The 19,317-nt window shown below is 25.8% G+C and carries 12 protein-coding genes; all 12 read left to right on the top strand.

From position 1 onward, the window contains the following. Window positions 1–32: 32 nt before the first annotated feature. The 12 genes from ABDZ60_RS12555 (at window position 33) to mutS (ending at window position 19,302) form a co-directional block, all read left to right on the top strand. Window positions 33–1,046 (top strand): LacI family DNA-binding transcriptional regulator, encoded by a 1,014-nt coding sequence (locus ABDZ60_RS12555; protein ID WP_016209105.1) that lies wholly within the window; start codon window positions 33–35, stop codon window positions 1,044–1,046. A gap of 73 nt (window positions 1,047–1,119) precedes the next feature. Beyond that, the gene (locus tag ABDZ60_RS12550) at window positions 1,120–4,038 is read left to right on the top strand and encodes an acyl-CoA dehydratase activase (protein WP_343778487.1); all 2,919 of its coding nucleotides are present in this window, start codon (window positions 1,120–1,122) and stop codon (window positions 4,036–4,038) included. 7 nt (window positions 4,039–4,045) lie between these two features. Beyond that, window positions 4,046–5,287: a 2-hydroxyglutaryl-CoA dehydratase gene (locus ABDZ60_RS12545; RefSeq protein ID WP_343778485.1), complete on the top strand. Its 1,242-nt coding sequence runs from the start codon at window positions 4,046–4,048 to the stop codon at window positions 5,285–5,287. A 287-nt stretch (window positions 5,288–5,574) separates the two neighbouring features. Next, window positions 5,575–6,504 (top strand): diacylglycerol/lipid kinase family protein, encoded by a 930-nt coding sequence (locus ABDZ60_RS12540; RefSeq protein ID WP_016209103.1) that lies wholly within the window; start codon window positions 5,575–5,577, stop codon window positions 6,502–6,504. 25 nt (window positions 6,505–6,529) lie between these two features. Then, window positions 6,530–7,234, top strand: a complete 705-nt coding sequence (locus tag ABDZ60_RS12535) for an ABC transporter ATP-binding protein (protein WP_343778483.1) — start codon at window positions 6,530–6,532, stop codon at window positions 7,232–7,234. Further along, window positions 7,234–10,461 (top strand): FtsX-like permease family protein, encoded by a 3,228-nt coding sequence (locus tag ABDZ60_RS12530; RefSeq protein WP_343778481.1) that lies wholly within the window; start codon window positions 7,234–7,236, stop codon window positions 10,459–10,461. The genes ABDZ60_RS12535 and ABDZ60_RS12530 overlap by 1 nt, the downstream gene beginning before the upstream one ends. 116 nt (window positions 10,462–10,577) lie before the next feature. Continuing rightward, window positions 10,578–11,357: a class I SAM-dependent methyltransferase gene (locus ABDZ60_RS12525; RefSeq protein ID WP_343778479.1), complete on the top strand. Its 780-nt coding sequence runs from the start codon at window positions 10,578–10,580 to the stop codon at window positions 11,355–11,357. 112 nt (window positions 11,358–11,469) lie between these two features. Beyond that, a complete protein-coding gene (locus tag ABDZ60_RS12520; RefSeq protein WP_016208468.1) occupies window positions 11,470–11,943 on the top strand; it encodes a hypothetical protein in 474 nt (157 codons plus the stop codon). Window positions 11,944–12,038: 95 nt separating this feature from the next. Next, complete coding sequence (locus ABDZ60_RS12515; RefSeq protein WP_343778476.1) at window positions 12,039–15,296, top strand: DEAD/DEAH box helicase; 3,258 nt, start codon at window positions 12,039–12,041, stop codon at window positions 15,294–15,296. A gap of 111 nt (window positions 15,297–15,407) precedes the next feature. Next, window positions 15,408–15,836 (top strand): N-acetyltransferase, encoded by a 429-nt coding sequence (locus ABDZ60_RS12510; protein WP_343778474.1) that lies wholly within the window; start codon window positions 15,408–15,410, stop codon window positions 15,834–15,836. Window positions 15,837–16,135: 299 nt separating this feature from the next. Continuing rightward, window positions 16,136–16,303 (top strand): hypothetical protein, encoded by a 168-nt coding sequence (locus ABDZ60_RS12505; protein ID WP_157453675.1) that lies wholly within the window; start codon window positions 16,136–16,138, stop codon window positions 16,301–16,303. A 206-nt stretch (window positions 16,304–16,509) separates the two neighbouring features. Next, on the top strand, window positions 16,510–19,302 hold the full coding sequence (gene mutS / locus ABDZ60_RS12500; RefSeq protein WP_343778472.1) for a DNA mismatch repair protein MutS: 2,793 nt from the start codon (window positions 16,510–16,512) through the stop codon (window positions 19,300–19,302). Window positions 19,303–19,317: the final 15 nt, after the last annotated feature.

The following is a 19,317-nucleotide window of genomic DNA, read 5'->3' as shown; positions in this document are numbered from 1 at the left end:
CAATATTTTTTTAGTAAGCGGGGTGATAAGAAATGGCTACAATAAAGGATATAGCAACTTCAGCAGGAGTTTCTATTTCAACAGTTTCACGTATATTAAACTTAGATAAAACTTTAAATGTTTCAGAAGATACAAGGAAAAGAGTTTTAAGTATAGCTGAAGAAATGAACTACGTTACTATAAAAGAAAGAAAAAGTAAACTTAAAAACTTTACTATAGGTATAATTTGTTCATTTACAGAAGTTAAAGAGTTAAATGATCCATATTTTTTATCAATTAGGATGGCTATAGAAAAAAAGTGTATTAAAGAAAATGTAGATTTTAAATCTTTATATTTTACTAAGATATTAAATGATGACATAGCTAGCTACAAAGGTCTTGATGGAATAATTGCTATAGGAATATTTCAAAATAATGAAATTGATAAACTTAAGGATTTATCTAAAAATATTGTATTTATAGATTCTTCTCCTGAAGAGTGGGAATTTGATTCAATTGTTGTTGATTTAAAATATGGAGCGCGAAAAGCATTAGAATATTTATATAGGTTAGGTCATAATGATATAGGTTATATAGGTGCAAAAGTTATTCCACACAATAATATTGATAGTACAGAGCTTATTAATTATAGAGAAGCAACTTATAAGGATTTTATGTTAGAAATTAATAATTTAAAAGAAGAATGGATATTTAAAGGAGATTTCACTCCTGAGGATGGATATAATCTTATGAATAAAGCATTAAAACTTAAAAATATTCCATCAGCTTTTTTTATAGCTAGTGATCCAATGGCTATAGGTGCTTATAAGGCGATTCAAGAAAATGGCTACACTATACCAGAAGATATTAGTATAGTAGGCTTTGATGATATAGCTACAGCTCAATATTTATCTCCTTCATTAACTACAGTAAAAGTTTTTACTGATTTTATGGGGGAAACTGCTTTTGAAGTTCTTATGGAAAGAATAAAAGAAGAAAGAGAAATAAGTAAGAAGGTTGTCTTACCTGTAAAATTAATTATAAGAGATAGTTGCAAAATAGTATAATTTTATTGCCCTATAAGTAGTATAGTATTTATAGGGCCTATTTTATTAGTATATTGAGATGGAGGGAATTTAAGTGATATATAGACTAGGGATAGATGCCGGTTCAACTACAGTGAAATTAGTTATATTGGATGAAAATGATAATGTAATTTATAAAAGCTATAAAAGACATCTTACTAAAGTAAGAGAAACAATATTAGAAGAAGTTAGAAATGCAAAAAATATATTATTGGGTAATAATATAAAGATTTCAATAACAGGATCATCCGGATATGGAGTTGCTAAGGATACAAATATATCATTTGTTCAAGAAGTCTTTGCAACTACAATAGGGGTAAAAAAAATATTTAATAATATAGATGTAGTTATTGAATTAGGTGGAGAAGATGCTAAGATAATTTATCTTACCAATGGATTAGAAGAGAGAATGAATTCTAGTTGTGCAGGTGGTACTGGAGCATTTATAGATCAAATGGCTAGTTTAATGGGAATAACAGTGGAGGAATTAGATAAAATTAGCTTAGAACATAAAAATATATATCCAATAGCTTCAAGATGTGGAGTTTTTGCCAAATCAGATGTACAACCATTATTAAATCAAGGTGCAAGTAAATCTGATATTGCAGCAAGTATTTATGAAGCTGTTGTAAATCAAACTATTGGAGGCTTAGCACAAGGAAGAGCTATAGAAGGCAATATTCTTTTTTTAGGTGGACCATTATACTTTTATAAGGGTCTTAGAAAAAGATTTGTTAAAACATTAAAACTAAGTGATGAAAGTTGTATTATACCTCAAGATGCAGAAGTTTTTGTAGCTAAAGGAGCATCATTATTTGCAGGAAATGAAACTAAGCTTTATACATATGAAGAGTTAGAATCTGTATTATCAAATTTAAACAATACTAAATTAGAAATAAAAAAAGAAATAGCTCCGTTATTTATAAGCAGAGAAGAATATAATAAATTTTTAGAAAGACATAATAAGGCAAAAGTAGTAGAAAAAGAAATTACCAATTTTACAGGTGATGTATATATAGGAATAGATGCTGGAAGTACTACTACCAAACTAGTTATTATAGATAATAATGATGAAATATTGTACAAATACTATGCTCACAACGAAGGTAATCCAGTAAAAGTAATAAAAGAACAATTAGAATATATTTATAATCATTTTGGTGATAAAATAAATATAAAAGGAAGTTCAGTAACTGGGTATGGTGAAGAATTAATAAAAAAGGGCTTTGGTATAGATTTTGGTATTGTTGAAACATTAGCACATTATATAGCAGCAAGTAAATTTAATAAGAATGTTGATTTTATTCTTGATATCGGTGGACAAGATATAAAATGCTTTGAAATAGAAAATAAAGCTATAAAAAGTATAATTTTAAATGAGGCATGTTCTTCAGGATGTGGTTCATTTATAGAAACATTTGCTAAAGCTATGGGATATGATGTAGAAAGTTTTTCAAAACTTGGATTATTTTCAAATCATCCAGCTGATCTAGGTTCTAGATGTACTGTATTTATGAATTCTTCAGTAAAACAAGCTCAAAGAGATGGAGCTACTATTGAAGATGTTTCGGCAGGGTTATCAATAAGTGTTGTAAAAAATGCACTTTATAAAGTTATAAGAACTAAAAATATAGGAAAAAACGTTATAGTTCAAGGTGGAACACTATGTAATGATGCTATATTAAGAAGCTTAGAGATTGAATTAGGACAAAATGTAATACGTTCTAATATATCAGGATTAATGGGTGCTTATGGAGCAGCATTATATGCCAAAAATCAAAGCTTAGAAAATTCGAAAATAATAACTGAAAATGAGATTGTAGGCTTTAAGCATGAATCTAAAGGTGCTAAATGTGGTTTATGTACGAATAAATGTAATTTAACTATAAATACATTTACAGGAGGTAAAAAGTATATATCAGGAAATAGATGCTCAAAGCCAACAGGTAAATATAAAGAAAATAATATTCCTAACATGTATGAATACAAAAATTTAAAACTTATAAACTATTTTGAAAACCAAAAAGGTAAAGATACTATAGGAATACCACTAGTACTTAATATGTATGAAAATTTACCTTTCTTTATTAAATTCTTTAATGAATTAGATATTAAAGTTATTTTATCAGAGGAATCTTCAAAAAAACTTTATTTAACAGGACAACATACTATTCCTTCTGATACAGTTTGCTATCCAGCTAAATTGGTTCATGGACATATTGAAAGTCTTATAAATAAAGGTGTTCAAAAGATTTTTTATCCATGCATGACATATAATTTTGATGAAGGAATATCAGATAATTGTTTTAATTGTCCTGTTGTGGCTTACTATCCAGAGGTTGTAAAAAATAATATCTCTAGAATAAGAGAAATTGATTATATAATGCCATACTTAGATTTAAATTCTGATAAAAGTACCATTAAAAATATATATAATAGCTTAAAAGATAGATATAATAATATAACAAAAGAAAAAGTGAAAACAGCTTATTATAAAGCAATCGAGGAATATAAAAATTATAAATTAGATATATTAGAAAGAGGCACAGAAGCAATTAAATACGCTAGAGAAAATAACTTATTAATTGTTGTTTTAGCAGGAAGACCATATCATGTTGATAAGGAAATAAATCATGGGATAGACAGAATGATAAATTCATTAGGACTAGTTATTTTAACAGAAGATTCAATATCAATAGATAAAAAAGATACAGAAATAAAAATGTTAAATCAATGGACATATCAAGCAAGATTATTTAATGCAGCAAATTTTGTTGCTAAAAATGAGGACATGCAATTAGTTCAATTAGTTTCTTTTGGATGTGGAACGGATGCTATAACTGCTGATGAAACTAAGAGAATTTTAGAATCAAAGGGTAAGCTGTATACACAATTAAAAATAGATGAGACAAGCAATTTAGGAGCAGCTAAAATAAGAATAAGAAGTATGGTTGAAGCAATTAAGAGTAGGTGATAAATATATGAATTATGATTATAAAGTTTTTACGAAAGATATGAAAAAAGCATATAAAATACTAGTTCCCAATATGTTACCAATTCACTTTAAGATACTAGATAAAATTTTAAAGGATTATGGGTTTGATATCGAATTTTTAGAAGATGATGTTTCAAAAATAATTGATGAAGGACTTAAATATTCTAATAATGATATATGTTATCCAGCAATGATAGTTATAGGACAATTTATATCTGCTTTAAAAAGTGGTAAATATGATACAGAAAAAACTGCACTGCTTATGACGCAAACTGGAGGTGGGTGTAGAGCCTCAAATTATATTCACTTGATTAGAAAAGCTCTTGAAAATAGTGATTTTGATTATGTTCCTGCTATAGGATTAAGTTTATCTGGAATAGAAAAACATCCAGGATTAAAATTAACTCCAATAATCATTTTAAAAGCTGTTTATGGAATTATATATGGTGATTTGATTATGTGCCTATATAATAAAGTTAAACCATATGAAGTTAATAAAGGAGAAACTGATAAGATATTAGATAAATTAGTTGAAACTTTGAATACAAAACTTTCTGGATTTAAATACTTTAAAATAAATAAAATATCAAAATTAATCATACAAGCCTTTGATTCAATTGAAATAAATAATAAGTCAAAAATTAAAGTTGGAATAGTTGGAGAAATATATATGAAGTATTCAAGGATGGGAAATAATCATCTTGAAGAATTTTTGGTAAAAGAAGATGCAGAAGTTGTACAATCAGGTCTTATGGATTTTGTTAATTACTGTATCTTAAATTCAGTAATGGATTATAAGCTTTATAAAAGAGGATTTTTAAAATCTAACCTAGCGCAAATAGCTTATAAATTTATTTTAAAACTTCAACGTAAAATAAATAGAAATATAAAAAAATATTCTAAATTTGAAGCACCTACAGATTTTGAAGAAATAAGAAAAATGGCAGATGGATATATTGGTTATGGCGTTAAAATGGGCGAAGGATGGCTTTTAGTTGCTAATATGTTAGAACTTATACATACAGGAGCCAATAATATTATATGTGCAGAGCCATTTGGATGTTTACCAAACCATATAGTAGGAAGAGGTGCTATTAGAAAAATACTTGATAAGAACCCTGAGGCTAATATTGTAGTTATAGACTATGATCCATCTCAATCTCAAATAAATCAGGAAAATAGAATTAAGCTTATGTTATCAAATGCAAAATTAAATGCTTATTTATAAATACAATAAAACATAATTTACAAGTTCTATTAATCCCAAAAATGTTAGTATTTAACTTTAATTTTTTATTTTCTAAGAAATTATGAAATGTTTATTTTAAGAATAACTTTTTTATAATTTCTTTTTTTTAATTTTTTTATAATAAAGTTTTTTGACTCACAAAAAATAATGATTAATATAATGTTATATAGTATACTTAATTTAAATACTTTATAGAGAAATGAAAAATATAAATTAAATAAAAAAACAATATACCTTATTAAATAGAAAATTGGAGAGGTACAATAATGACAAAAAACAAACATTTTTTTGTGATAAATCCTAAAGCTGGGAAAACTGATATTTCTGAAAAAATTAGTAGTGATATAAATAAAATATTTGAAAATTCACCTGAAGAATATAGCATTTACATAACTAAAAATAAAAATGATGCAACTATATATACTAAAAATGTATGTGAAAGTCAGGAAGGAAATTTAAGATTTTATGCATGTGGAGGAGATGGAACTTTAAACGAAGTTATTAACGGAATTATAGGATACGAAAATGCAAGTGTTTCAGTTATTCCATATGGAACAGGAAATGATTTTGTAAGAAACTTTCAGTCACAAATAGGATTTTATGATATAGATAAACAAATAAAATCAAAATTACAAGAAGTAGATTTATTAAATGTAAATGGTCAATATTCTATTAATCTATGCAATATTGGATTTGATGCTAAAGTTGCTGAAAATATGGTTAAGTTCAAAAAAATTCCTTTAATTAGTGGACAAGGTGCCTATACACTTTCAGTATTTTATTCACTAATCAATAAAATGTGTACTAATTTAGAAATAGAAATAGATGACTGTGAGATTATTAATGGAGATTTTTTATTGTGTGTTATAGCAAATGGAAGATCCTATGGTGGAGGTTATTTAGGAGCACCATTGGCAGAAATAGATGATGGCTTAATTGATTTATGTATTGTAAGAAAGATATCACGACTAAAACTTGTAAATTTAATGAAATTGTATAAAGAAGGAAGTCACTTAGAAAGTAAAGAATTGAAAGATTATATTATATATAAAAAATGTAATAGTATAAAGATAAAATCTAAAGAAAACTTTACAATATGCCTTGATGGAGAAATTACAACAAGTAACAAATTAAATGTTTCATTAAAGAATAAGGGAATAAAATTTATAACGCCATATAAAGAAATAGATGAATAAATAAATAATAAAAAGGGGTATAAGTTTGAGGAGTTTTATAGAATTTAAAGATGTTAAAAAGACATATAAGATGGGGGAAGTAACTATAGATGCTTTAAGCGGAGTTTCATTTGAAATTAATAAGGGGGAATTTGTAATAGTAGCTGGAGCTAGTGGCGCTGGGAAAAGTACAATTTTAAATATTTTAGGAGGAATGGATACATCAACTAGCGGTAAAATTATGGTAGATGGAAATCTTGTAAGTAATTATTCAGATAAAGAACTTATAACATATAGGCGTTATGATATTGGTTTTGTATTTCAATTTTATAATTTAGTTCAAAATCTTACTGCGCTAGAAAATGTTGAATTAGCAACGCAAATTTCTAAAGATCCTTTAGATTCATTTGAGATATTAAATGCAGTAGGCTTAGAAGAAAGAAAACTTAATTTTCCAGCACAGCTTTCAGGAGGCGAACAACAACGTGTCGCAATAGCGAGGGCATTAGCTAAAAATCCAAAATTACTTTTATGTGATGAACCAACTGGTGCATTAGATTATACTACTGGAAAAGCAATACTTAAATTACTTCAAGACACATGTAGAAAATATAATATGACTGTAGTAATAATAACACATAATCTTGCAATAACACCAATGGGTGATAAAGTAATTAAAGTTAAAAATGGAGTTATTGAAAGTATTACATTAAACAGAAATCCTCTTCCAGTAGAAAGGATTGAATGGTAATGCCTAAAAATGCTTTTATTAAAGATATATTTAGAGATATAAAAAAGTCTAAGGGAAGATTCATTTCTATATTTGCAATTATAGCTTTAGGAGTTGCTTTTTTTTCCGGAATAAAAATTGCTCCTATAGATATGAAGAAAACAGCGGATAAATATTATGATGATTATAATTTTATGGATTTAACATTATATTCTACATTAGGATTTACAAACGAAGATATTGAGGAAATAAGTAAAGTTAACGGGGTTTTAGATACCTTCCCAACCTATTCCTTAGATGCAATAATAAAAACAGATACTTCTGAAAATGTCCTAAAGGTTATGGGATTACCATTGGAATCAGAAGTTAATGTAAATAAGTATAAGTTAATTGAAGGACGACTTCCTAAAAAATCTAATGAATGTGTTGTAGAAGCTGGAAAACTAGAAAAATTAAATTTATCAGTAGGTAGCAAAATAACTGTTTCATCAGGATCAGATGAATCATTAAGTGATAAATTAGAAAATATTGAATATGAGGTAGTTGGTAAGGTAAGAACACCTTATTATTTATCTTATGAAAAAGGAACTTCAGATATAGGAAGTGGTAAGATTACTAGTTTTATTGTTATTCCACAAGAAAATTTTAAGCTTCCTGCCTACACAGAAGTATATATAACATTAGATGATGCAAAAAAATTAAATTCATATTCGGATGAATATTTTAAAGTTATTGATAAAGTAAAAAACCCATTAGAGGATATTGGATATAAAAGAGCTGATTTAAGATATAGTGAAATTTTAGATGAAGCTAATAAAAAGATAAGTGAAAATAAACTTAAATTAGAAGATGAAAAAAATAAAGGACAAAAAGAACTTGATGATGCTAAAGCTAAGTTAGATAAATCAGAAAAAGAATTAAAAGATGGAGAAAGTGAGTTAATTAAAAAGGAAACTGAGTTTAATCAATCTATTTCTAAAGCAGAAAATGAACTTTACTTGGCCCAATATAAAATAGATGAAGGTAAAGCTGCACTAGAATCAGCCAAAAAGACCTTTGAAACAGAAAAAGTAAAAGCCGAAGAACAACTTGATATTGCAAGAAGTACTCTTTCTAATTTAGAAAACACCAAAATAAATCTTGATAATAGAATTTTAGAAATAGAAACTGCTTTGAAAACACCAAACTTACCAGAGTCGGAAAAAACTAGGTTAAATATTCAATTAGAATCTCTAATAATGGGAAGAAATGAACTAATTAATGGCATTGAATATATTAATAATGAAATTAAAAGTGGAGAAGAAAAATTAAAATTAGCGCAAAATGAAATTATTAGTAAAGAAGAAGAATTAATAAATGGAGAAAAAAAATTAAAAGAAAAAAAACAACAATTTGAAGAATCTAAATCAGACAGTCTTAAACAATTTGAAAATAGTAAATTAGAAATAGAAAATGGTAAGAAAAATTTAGAAAAAGGTAAATTAGAGTATGAGGAAGGCAAAAATAAATTTGCAAGAGAAATAGCGTCAGCAGAAGCAAAGATAGAAAAGGCTGAAAATGACGTGAAGATAATTGATGAACCAAGTTGGTATATTTTAGATAGGAATAGTAACTATTCCTATGTAGATTACAAGAATAATTCTGATAGTATAGATAAATTAGCCAGAATATTTCCTGTTTTCTTTTTCTTAGTTGCAGCGCTAGTATGTTTAACCACTATGACAAGAATGGTAGATGAGCAAAGAATCAATATAGGAACATTAAAGGCACTAGGATATTCAAAGTATCAAATAGTATCTAAATATATTATTTATGCATTTTCGGCAAGCCTTTTAGGAAGTATTCTTGGTTTAGCTATAGGTCTTACTGTATTTCCAATAGTAATTTTTGATGCCTACGGAATTATGTACACTTTACCAAAAGTAGAGTTAGAATTTAATATTTTAATCTCTGTTTCTATAACATTAATATCAGTTTTAGTTACAACTAGTTCATCTTTTCTTGCTTGTTACAAAGAATTACTTGAAACGCCTTCAACGCTTATGAGACCAAAGGCTCCTAAAAATGGAAAGAGAATATTACTAGAAAGAATTGATTTTATTTGGAGAAAATTAAGTTTTATAGGAAAGGTAACTATAAGAAATATATTTAGATATAAGAAGAGATTTTTTATGACTGTTTTTGGTATTGCTGGCTGTACAGCACTTATAGTTACTGGATTTGGAATAAAAGATTCTATAAAAACAATAGTTAATAAACAATTTGGTGATATATTTAAATATACTTTAACTATAAATATAGATAAAAATGCTAGTACTTTAGAGAAAGATGATTTTTATACTTACATTAATAGTTTACCTCAAGTAGACAAATCTCTTATGATACTATTAGAAAATGCTAAATTAAGTACTAAATCTGGAGAAAAAGATTTGAATATTATAGTTCCAGAGTCATTAGGAACATTAGATGATTTTATAAATTTAAAAAACAGAAATTCTAAAGAGAAAATTACATTAACTAATGATGGAATAATTTTATCTGAAAAAGCAGCAAAACAAGCTAAAGTTAAAGTTGGGGATGAAGTAAAAATTAAAATTAATAATAAGGATATTTCACTAAAGGTATCGGGGATATCTGAAAATTATACATTTAATTATGCATATATGTCTCAAAGCTATTACAAAAATATATTTGATGTAGATATTAAATATAATTCAATATTAACTAACACTAAAAATATAGAAGATGAAGACAGCTTTTCTAAGATGATTATGGAAAATTCTATAGTTAGAGGAGTCTCTTTTAATACTAATATAAAAAATAACTTTGATAATACAATTAAGAGCTTAAATTATGTTGTATTAGTTCTTATAGTATCAGCAGGTGCTTTGGCTTTTGTTGTTTTATATAATTTAACTAATGTTAATATAAGTGAAAGAATAAGAGAAATTGCAACTATAAAAGTTTTAGGATTTTATGATAATGAAGTTTCTGCATATATTTATAGGGAAAATATAATATTAACATTAATAGGAATACTTTTTGGAGAATTTCTGGGTATATTCCTTCACAAGTTTATAATGGCAACAGTAGAAATTGATGCTATGATGTTTGGTAGAAGTATAAATTTATTAAGTTTTATAATATCTGCAGTATTAACATTAATATTTTCAATACTAGTTAATATAGTAATGTATTATAAATTAAAAAAAGTTCAAATGGTTGAGTCATTAAAATCAGTTGATTAATAAAAATAAGGTGGGATAAAATATAATCCTGCCTTATTTTTATTATTCTTTAAAACAGAACAAAATAAAATTCTAGGTATATACTATAATGTATATAAATCTTAGGAGAAATTTTTATGTCATATAATGAAATTTATGAAAAAATTGGTTTTAAAAGAGAGATGGAGCGACTAGAAAAGCAAGCTAATCTTGGAGCTTATAAAGAAGTGCGAATGCTTAAATTATTTGGAATTAAAGAAGATAGTGAAATTCTTGAAATTGGAAGTGGACCTGGATTTTTTACTAAAATATTATTAGATAATTTTAGTGAGGCTAAAATAATTTCTTTAGATAATGATGAAAAACTACTTAAGCTTGCACATAACAATCTTAATAAAGATTATGGAGAAAGGGTAACTTTTGTAAAAGATGATATAACCAAAGCTTCATTACCAGACGATTATTTTGATTATATTATTGCAAGATTTGTCTTTCAACATTTAAGTAATCCAATAGCAGCCTTAAAAGAAATCTTTAGACTACTTAAACCAGGAGGACGTGTAATTATTATAGATGTTGATAGTGATTTATGGGGACTAACAAATCCTAAAAATGATTTAATAAAAATGTTAAACGAAAATTTATCTAAAATTCAATCTAACCTTGAAGGGAATAGAAAAATAGGCAGAGCATTAATAACTTTACTCAAAACAATAGGATTTGTAAATTTAGATATTGAGGGTGTAATAAATCATAGTGATATATTAGGAAAAGATAATTTTAGATATAAAATAGATAATAATGCATTAAACAACCCTTCTTTATCAAAAGTATTAAATGAATATAATGATTTTTTTGATTTAAGTTATTCTTCTATAATGATATTAAAATTATTTTTTTATGGCGAGAAACCTTAATATGACTTTAAGGATTAATGGCATTATTCCCATTAAATACTCCTTTAATATTATGATATAACAGTAGTATAATTAATTAATGATAATATGTATTCTTAGGAGGGGAATGGCCTTGTACACTGAAAATTTATTACAGCTAGATTGTGGATATATAGGTAATTATATTACAAAATTTGATGAAGATAAAATATCTTCAAGTTTTTACTTAAAAGAAAGTAATGAACATTTAAATTATATTTTAGATAAGGGAATCCTTGAAATGAAAGCAACTACAATTACAGTTGGTGGACAACCCGTGATTATATTGCTTTTTAAATTTGCAGGAAATGATAAGTTTATCTATGGACGTATATATAATAAATCAATTGATTCAGACAAAGAACATCTTCAAATGTTAATGTTTCAAAGTAATTTACCTATATGTTTTATGAATTCTGAAAACAAAGTTACTACAACTATACTAGTTGAAAATGATTTTAAAAATCCAATTAAGGAATATATTTTAAGAAAAAGAATTAAATATAGCCCTTCCTATGATTTTGAGATGAATAAGTATAAATTAAAAGATTTATGGATGGAGGCATAAGGAGAAGTGGCAAAAGCCACTTCTTTTTGTTATAATTAAAGATAGTGTATAAATTGCTAAGCAGTTTATACCCATTATTAATTAAGGTGAGAATTATGATTAAACAAGTTTTATTAGAAAAATTTAATAAAGATACCTTTGGTAAAAATGATTTAGGTGGTAAAAGAATTTTAGAAAATGATTTGATTTCAAATTTTGATATAAAGCATGATGAAGAGTTAATTTATATAAATTCTAAAATAATATCTGAAAATTATTTTAGTGAATATATCAATAAATTAGAAATAGATATAAATACTAAAAATATAATATCTACCTTTTGTACATGTGATGATTTTGAAAGAAATGAACTTCGTAAAAATAATTATTGCTGTAAGCATTTATTTGCAAGTTTTTACAAGTTTTTAAATGAATTAGATGATAATGAAGAACTTAAATCTAAATTTAATAAATCTATTTTAAGTAAGAATATATTTAAAAATCAAAAAGATAATATACTAGATTTACTTCTAGAAGAAGACAATAAAGAAGAAATAAAAATAGAAGTTTATATAAATAAACAAGGTATAAAAAATAAATTAGCAGCGGAATTTAAAATAGGCTTGAAGGGATTATCTTCAAACAAATTATATGTTGTTAAAGATATAAATCAGCTTTTAACTTCCTACTACAATAAAATACCAGTTAAATATGGTAAGGACTTCAGCTTTGATCCAAGATATCAAAGGTTAAGTATAAAGGAAAAGAAAATAATAGATTTTCTTGAAAAGGTAAAAGATATCGAATCAACTTCATCTGGATTTATGAAAAGACAAGATAAATATATAGATGGAAAAATGTTGATAATTCCGGATTTCTTAATAAGAGAATTTTTTAATATAATTTCAAAAAATAGAGTTTATTTAAATGAAGGCTTTTTCTATAAGCCAGTAGAAACTGAAATTATTTTTGATAAACCTAATATTAAAATTTCTTTAAAGGGGTTAGAGAAAGAATATATATTAAGTTTAGAGGATGGAATTCCTGAGAAAATTGATAAAAAGGGTACAGTATTTTTATATGCAAGCAGTATTTATCTACCAAGTTTTGAGTATTGTTATGATATATCTTCATATTTAAATATATTTAATAATACAAAATCCATTTCAATAGATAAGAATCAAGAAATAAGAATTTTATATAAACTATTACCTAAGCTCTACACGCTGTCTGATTATATAAGTATTAATAAATCTATAAAAAATAAAATTGTAAAAGAAAATGTTGAGTTTAGATTCTATTTTGATAAAGTAAATAAAGATATAACATTAACCTTAAAGGTTAAATATGGAGAACATGAATTTAATATTTTTCATGAGTACACAAATAAAATTATTTATAGAGATCTAAATAAAGAAGGAGAAGTAATATCATTTTTAAGATCTCTTGGATTTGAAGCTTCAGGAGATAAACTTTATTTATTACTTGGAGATGATTACTTATTTAAATTTTTTAAATATGATATAGATAAACTTCAAGATATAGGAGAAGTTTTTTATTCACAAAACTTTAAAATAATAAAAAATATTAATAATAAAAATATTATAGGCCAAATTAAAAGCGGTAAATTTGATTATTTTGAATTAAAATTTAAAATTGATGATATACCAGAAACTGAAGTTAAAGATATAATATTAGCTCTTCGAAACAATCTTAAATATTTCAAGCTTAAAAATGGCGAGTTCTTAGATTTAGAAGAAATAGAATTAAAGAATTTTATAAAATTATTAGATGTACTATCCTTAGAAAATGAAATAGATGGTGATAGTATATTGTTTAGTAAAAATAAAGGATTATATCTAGATAGTTTTATTAAAGATAATAATATTAGATATATAAAGGGGAAAAAAGAATTATCGCAGATTCAAAAGAAGATAAAAGATATAAATAAGTTAACATTTAAAGAGCCCCTGCAATTATCTGCTGAACTTAGACCTTATCAAAAAGAAGGTTATAATTGGCTTAAAACTATGGATTATCTGGGCTTTGGTGGAATTTTAGGTGATGAGATGGGACTTGGGAAAACAATTCAAGCAATAACTTTTATATTATCAAGTTTGCCATCAAAAACATTAATTGTCGCACCAACATCATTAATTTATAATTGGAGCAGTGAGATAGAAAAATTTGCTCCAACTATTAGGTATGCTGTTGTAAATGGATCTAAAGATGAAAGATGTAATATAATAAATACTATTGAAAAATACGATGTTATAATTACTACTTATAATTTAGTTAAAAGAGATTTAGAAGAGTACGAAAAGATTCAATTTGATTATTGTTTTATAGATGAAGCACAATATATAAAAAATAGTACTTCTCAAAATTCATTAGCTGTAAAGAAAATAAAATCATATAGAAAATTTGCATTAACAGGAACACCTTTAGAAAACTCACTAATGGAATTATGGTCAATTTTTGATTTTATAATGCCTGGATATTTATTTGATGAAAAAAGGTTTAGTGTAAGATACCATAAGAAGTTAAATGAATCAGAAGAAGTTTTAGAAGAATTAAATAAACTTATTAAACCTTTTATTTTAAGAAGATATAAAAAGGATGTAATAAAAGAATTACCTCTTAAAATAGAAAAAAAACTAGTTGTTTCAATGTCTGAAGAGCAAGAAAAGGTGTACTCTATTTATGCAGATCATGCTAAGAGCTTAATTGAAAAAAAAGTTAAAGATGATGATTTAAAAACAAGTAAAATAGAAATTTTGTCATACATAACTAAACTTAGGCAATTATGTCTTGATCCTTCAGTGTTAATAAATGACTATATTGGAACTAGTGGCAAAGTAGAAGCATTAATTGAAATTCTTCAACAAGGTATAGAAGAAGGCCATAAAATATTAGTATTTTCACAATTTACTTCAGTCTTAAAGAATATTACAAATAAATTGAAAACAGAAAATATTTTATATAGTTATTTAGATGGATCTATACCTTCTGAAAAAAGGTTAGAACTTGTAAATGAATTTAATGAAGGAAAGAATTCTGTATTTTTAATAAGCTTAAAAGCAGGAGGAACTGGACTTAATTTAACATCAGCAGATATAGTAATACATTTTGATCCTTGGTGGAATCCCGCTGTTGAAGATCAAGCTACAGATAGAGCTCATAGATTTGGTCAAACTAATATAGTAGAAGTGATTAAGCTTATAGCTAAAAATTCAATTGAAGAAAAAATAGTAAATCTTCAAGACGAAAAAAGAAAACTAATTGAGAAGATACTTAACAATGAAAATGATATATCAAGCATAAATACACTAAGCGAAGAAGATATACTTGGGTTATTTTCAATTGGAAATTAATATTATATAATTATAATATTAAATTAACATTGATATTTCGTTAGAAAGGGTGAACTTAATGAGTGTTTTAAACTCTTACTTTTAAAATTATATAATTTAAGGAGAAAGAGTATGATAAAAAAATTAAATATAAATAATTTAGAAGAAGTAATGGAAATTTGGTTAGAAACAAATATAGATTCTCATGATTTTATAGAGAAAAAATATTGGATCCAAAATTATGATTTGGTTAAGGAGTTACTTAAAGAAGCTGATGTTTATATATTTGAGGAAAATAATATTATCAAAGGCTTTGTAGGTATAGTTGAAAATAATTATATAGGTGGAATTTTTGTAAAAAAGAATTACCAAAGAGAAGGAATAGGAAAAAAGCTAATAGATTTTTGTAAAAATAAATATTCTTATTTAACTTTGCATGTATTTAAAAAAAATCACAAGGCAATAAATTTCTATAATAAAAATGATTTTATGATTTTAGATGAACTTATTAATGAGGATACAAAGGAATCAGAATATTTAATGACTTTTAGAAAGAAATAATTTAAGATTAAAATACCACAGTTTTATCTTTGAAATTGTGGTATTTATATATGTATGTAATAATGGACTTATTAAATAGAATATTTCTTTTTTGATTGAATTGATATTAATTTTCTTTTTATATCAACCTTTTAAAGATATTATTAAAGGGAATAGTGAATTAAAATTTGAGCTAACTTTAAATTTAAATATATTTGTATATTTAGTAGCTATTATTATTTTTCTGTTTATACATGAACTTATTCATGCTATATATGTACCAAATATGCTAAAATCAAATAAGACATATTGGGGATTCAATGGTATTAAGTATTTTTGGAATATTAAATGGATTTATTTGTTTATTATGTTTATTGAATGCAGGTGGATCTTGTGTTGATTTATTAAATATTATTTTAATTAGTTTTCAGGTTCCTAATGGTGGTTATGTCATTAGCAATGGTCATAATACATACTATAAACATTAATATTAAAAAGCAGTCTTCAATTATAAAATTGGAGGCTGCTTTTAGTTGTAGATAATTTTATTAGTTCACGAATATTGAATTCTGGTTATTAGCTATTACTTGATACATACTACTCACTTGTTACTTATTCCAAATTTATAGTATAATAGTAATAAAATCTTTTGTTTATAAAGATTTTAAGTTTATGTTTGCGAGGTATTAAAAATATGTTAACTCCAATGATGAGACAATATTTTGAAATAAAAGAGAATTATAAAGATTGTATATTATTTTTTAGATTAGGTGACTTTTATGAAATGTTCTTTGATGATGCTAAAATAGCTTCTAGAGAATTAGAACTTGTTTTAACAGGAAGAGATTGTGGTCTTGAGGAAAGAGCTCCAATGTGTGGGATTCCGTTTCATGCAGCCCCTTCTTATATTGCAAGACTTGTTAATAAAGGATATAAAGTAGCTATCGGAGAACAAGTTGAAGATGTTTCAGTTGCTAAAGGTATAGTAAAAAGGGATGTTATTAAAGTTATAACTCCTGGTACATATATAGAAAACAGCGAAGATAGTGAATATAAGAATACATATTTAATGTGTATAGTTGAAAATGGTGGTTATTACGGGTTAGCCTCTTCTGATATATCTACTGGCGAATTTAAAGTAACGAGTACTGCCGCAATAAAGGCAAGTTTATTAGATGAAATAACTAAGATATCTCCAAAAGAAATAATTGTAGATATTAATATAAGTGATGAATTATTATCAGAAATTACTTCTATTACTTCAGCGCTAATTACTAAGAGAGATTTAAGTAAGAGCATTTGTACAGATGAAGAACTTATTAAACAATTTTCTGAAGTATGTATAACTAGCTTAAATGATTTATCTAAGACTGTATCTAAAGCTTTATTAAAATATATATATGATACTCAGAAGATGACTTTAACTAATATAAATCTTTTAGAATATTATGACATAATTAATTATATGACTATAGATGGTAACTCAAGAAGAAACTTAGAACTTACTGAAAGCTTAAAAGAGAAATCTAAAAAAGGAAGCTTAATTTGGGTATTAGACAAAACTTCTACTTCTATGGGAGGAAGATCAATAAGAAAATGGATTGAAGAGCCTCTTATAATAAAATCTGAAATTGAAAAGAGATTAGAAGGTGTAGAGGAGCTATATAATAATGCTTACTTCAATGAAGATTTAAGAAGTTTACTTAAAGAAATTTATGATATAGAAAGAATTGTAGGGAAAATTTCTAATAAGAATGCTAATGCTAAGGACTTAATTTCACTAAAATGTTCATTAGAAAAGTTACCAGGTATAAAAAAACATTTAGCGGATTCTACTTCAAACATATTAAAGGAATGGTATAAAGATTTAGATGAACTTACTGATATAAAAGAATTGTTATCTAATTCAATTTTAAATGATCCATCTATTGCCTTAAAAGAAGGTAACATAATTAAAGATGGATATAATGCAGAAGTAGATGATTTAAGAACAGCTAAACTTCATGGTAAGGAATGGATTGCAGCTTTAGAAAATAGAGAAAGAGAATTTACTGGAATTAGGTCATTAAAGGTTGGGTATAATAAAGTATTCGGATATTATATAGAAATATCAAGAGCTAATTATGATGCAATTCCTGAAGGTAGATATATAAGAAAACAAACACTAGCAAATGCTGAAAGATTTATAACTCAGGAATTAAAGGAAATGGAAGATAAAATCTTAGGTGCTGAGGAAAAGTTAGTATCCTTAGAATATAACTTATTTATAGAAATACGAGAAGCTATAGAAAAAGAAATTGCTAGACTTAAACAAAGTGCTAGAATTATTGGTAACTTAGATGCTTTATCTACTTTAGCTTTAATAGCAGTAGAAAATGATTATGTTAAACCTAGAATAAATGAAGATGGAATTATAGAAATAAATGAAGGAAGACACCCTGTTGTAGAAAAAGTTATTGGAAAAGGTGAATTTGTTTCTAATGATACTACATTAAATCCAAATGATAATAGACTTTTACTTATTACTGGCCCTAATATGGCAGGAAAGTCTACATATATGAGGCAAGTGGCACTTATAACCCTTATGGCTCAAATAGGATCTTTTGTACCAGCTAAATCCGCTAATATTTCTATATGTGATAAGATATTTACAAGAATAGGTGCTTCTGATGACTTAGCAGGGGGGAAATCTACCTTCATGGTTGAGATGTGGGAAGTATCAAATATTCTAAAAAATGCCACATCTAAAAGCTTAGTATTACTAGATGAGGTTGGAAGAGGAACATCAACCTATGATGGGCTTAGTATAGCTTGGTCTGTAATAGAATATATATCTAAAAATAATAAACTTAAGTGCAAAACACTTTTTGCAACCCATTATCATGAATTAACTAAACTTGAAGGTGTTATAGATGGGGTTAAAAACTATTCAGTTGCAGTAAGTGAAGTTAATGACACTATAATATTCTTAAGGAAGATTGTAGAAGGTGGAGCAGATCAATCTTATGGTATAGAAGTTGCAAAACTTGCAGGATTACCAAAACAAGTTATTGATAGAGCAAAAGAAATACTTTCTTCGCTAGAAGGTACATCAAATAGTAATTCATTAGATATTACTTCAATAAAGGAAGTTGCAACTGATAAACTTGAAACAATTAAAGTAAATAATGGTGATAATATTAAAGAAGATAAAGTATATTTAGATAATAATTCAATAGATAACATTCAAGAAGGTTCTAATGATGTGGATATAGAAAAAAAATATACAAATAATACAATATTAGAAGATACTACTATTGTGAAGAAGGATTCTAAAAAGAAAAAGAATTCTAAAGATGAAATAAACGATTATCAGATAGATTTTACAATGATAGAAAAAGAAAATTTAATTAATTCACTTGCAGATATAGACGTTATGTCTTTAACCCCTATGGATGCAATGAACACCTTATACAAGTTAACACTTGAAGCAAAAAGGGTAAAGTAATTATAAAATGGGAAA

The sequence above is a fragment of the Clostridium sartagoforme genome (assembly GCF_039521405.1).
Lineage (GTDB): Bacteria > Bacillota > Clostridia > Clostridiales > Clostridiaceae > Clostridium > Clostridium sartagoforme.
Note: the sequence above shows the minus strand (reverse complement) of the source record. Positions and strands in the feature narration are given on the sequence as shown.

Bases quoted from the DNA above. Each gene is read 5' to 3' on its own strand.
- ABDZ60_RS12530 (WP_343778481.1), top strand. From the start codon at position 7,234: ATGCCTAAAAATGCTTTTATTAAAGATATATTTAGAGATATAAAAAAG.
- mutS (WP_343778472.1), top strand. From the start codon at position 16,510: ATGTTAACTCCAATGATGAGACAATATTTTGAAATAAAAGAGAATTAT.
- ABDZ60_RS12545 (WP_343778485.1), top strand. From the start codon at position 4,046: ATGAATTATGATTATAAAGTTTTTACGAAAGATATGAAAAAAGCATAT.
- ABDZ60_RS12525 (WP_343778479.1), top strand. From the start codon at position 10,578: ATGTCATATAATGAAATTTATGAAAAAATTGGTTTTAAAAGAGAGATG.
- ABDZ60_RS12555 (WP_016209105.1), top strand. From the start codon at position 33: ATGGCTACAATAAAGGATATAGCAACTTCAGCAGGAGTTTCTATTTCA.
- ABDZ60_RS12505 (WP_157453675.1), top strand. From the start codon at position 16,136: ATGGTATTAAGTATTTTTGGAATATTAAATGGATTTATTTGTTTATTA.
- ABDZ60_RS12515 (WP_343778476.1), top strand. From the start codon at position 12,039: ATGATTAAACAAGTTTTATTAGAAAAATTTAATAAAGATACCTTTGGT.
- ABDZ60_RS12510 (WP_343778474.1), top strand. From the start codon at position 15,408: ATGATAAAAAAATTAAATATAAATAATTTAGAAGAAGTAATGGAAATT.
- ABDZ60_RS12540 (WP_016209103.1), top strand. From the start codon at position 5,575: ATGACAAAAAACAAACATTTTTTTGTGATAAATCCTAAAGCTGGGAAA.